Origin of the sequence: Pseudoalteromonas sp. P1-13-1a (genome assembly GCF_001401875.1) — a bacterium.
Lineage (GTDB): Bacteria > Pseudomonadota > Gammaproteobacteria > Enterobacterales > Alteromonadaceae > Pseudoalteromonas.
Genome location: NZ_LKDV01000072.1, coordinates 1 through 1,446, shown reverse-complemented (window position 1 = coordinate 1,446; position 1,446 = coordinate 1). Strand labels below are relative to the sequence as shown.

The 1,446-nt window shown below is 38.0% G+C and carries 2 protein-coding genes; both read right to left on the bottom strand.

The annotated features are described in order from the left end of the window. Window positions 1–748, bottom strand: a 748-nt coding sequence (locus AN391_RS19805; protein ID WP_327077839.1) for a flagellin hook IN motif-containing protein, incomplete at its 3' end; no start/stop codon positions are given. A gap of 275 nt (window positions 749–1,023) precedes the next feature. Continuing rightward, a partial coding sequence (locus tag AN391_RS19800) for a flagellin (protein ID WP_268795602.1) occupies window positions 1,024–1,446 on the bottom strand: 423 nt, incomplete at its 5' end.

The window sequence follows — 1,446 nt, the reverse complement described above, 5'->3', positions numbered from 1 at the left end:
ATGTAGCCTGAGTCCGTGCTTGTGCCTTGATCCCAGTTGTATCTGAAACTTCGTTAATCGCTTTAGCAGCATCTTGCGCACTTGAACCTCCAGCAATGTCAACTATTACTTCTTTTCCACCACGACCAGTTAAAGTATAAGTTGTTGCGGTTATATCATGTGCGCCTGATAAATCATCAGCAACGGCAGAGCTAGAGCCATATCCCGTTGTAGAGCTTTGTAAATTGATCTGGTTCGTACCTATATCGCTAGCAGCTACACTACTTAAAGATAAGTTGATTGTTTCATTTGCATTTGCACCTACTTGAAAAGCTTTAGAGCCATATGTACCATCAAGCAACTGCTGCCCACCAAATGATGTTGTATCAGCTATACGTGTTAGTTCTGTTTGTAATGCAGATACTTCTTTTTGAAGTGCATCTCTATCGTCAGCTGAGTTTGAACCGTTAGCAGATTGTAGCGCTAGCTCACGCATACGCTGTAAAATGTTAGTAGACTCTTGCATGGCACCTTCAGCAGTTTGTGCCATTGAAATACCATCATTGGCATTTCGCTGAGCTACAGATAGACCGTTTATTTGTGAGGTTAAGCGGTTTGAAATTTGTAGGCCGGCGGCATCATCTTTTGCACTGTTAATGCGCATACCTGATGATAAACGCTCCATTGAGGTAGCAAGATCTGAACCCGATTGAGATAGGTTACGTTGAGCATTTAGAGAAGATACATTTGTATTTACTGAAATCATAATAAAACTCCTGATTACTTTCGTAATGTGACTGTTTAGATTTAACCAAGAGCTTTCACAATTGTATGCTCAAGCTCTGTACTGGTTAAGTTAACGGCAGGAAATAAATTATCTTTAGAAATATTTTAAAAATAAATGAGTTTATTTGTTTTATAAAATATAACTTTTTGTTTTTAAATGAAAAATAATAATTTATTAATTTTCACTATCTCAAAAAGCAAAAACGCACTTTGAATTGAAGTGCGTTTATAATGAAGAGTTACTGGCAAACTAGGTGATTAACCACCTAATAAGCTAACTGCAGCCTGTGGTATTTGATTTGCTTGCGAAAGTATCGATGTACCTGCTTGTTGCAAGATTTGGTTTTTAGTCATCTCTGCTGTTTCAGTTGCAAAATCTGTATCTTGAATACGACTACGAGATGCAGAAACGTTTTCAGAAATATTTGCGAGGTTACTAATAGTATGACCAAAACGATTTTGTACAGCCCCTAAACTAGCCCGTTGCGCATCAATCATTGCTATAGCACCATCTATTATGACTAGGGCGTCTTGAGAGCCTGTTTGTGTCGCTATATCAATACTTTCAACACTTTTAGCTCTACTGGTGGCCTCAGTATCTGTTTGAGCTAGTAAAACGTCACTTGCTTCTGCTGTAAATGTAGTTGATGAATTTAATTGGATACCACCATAAATCCTAGC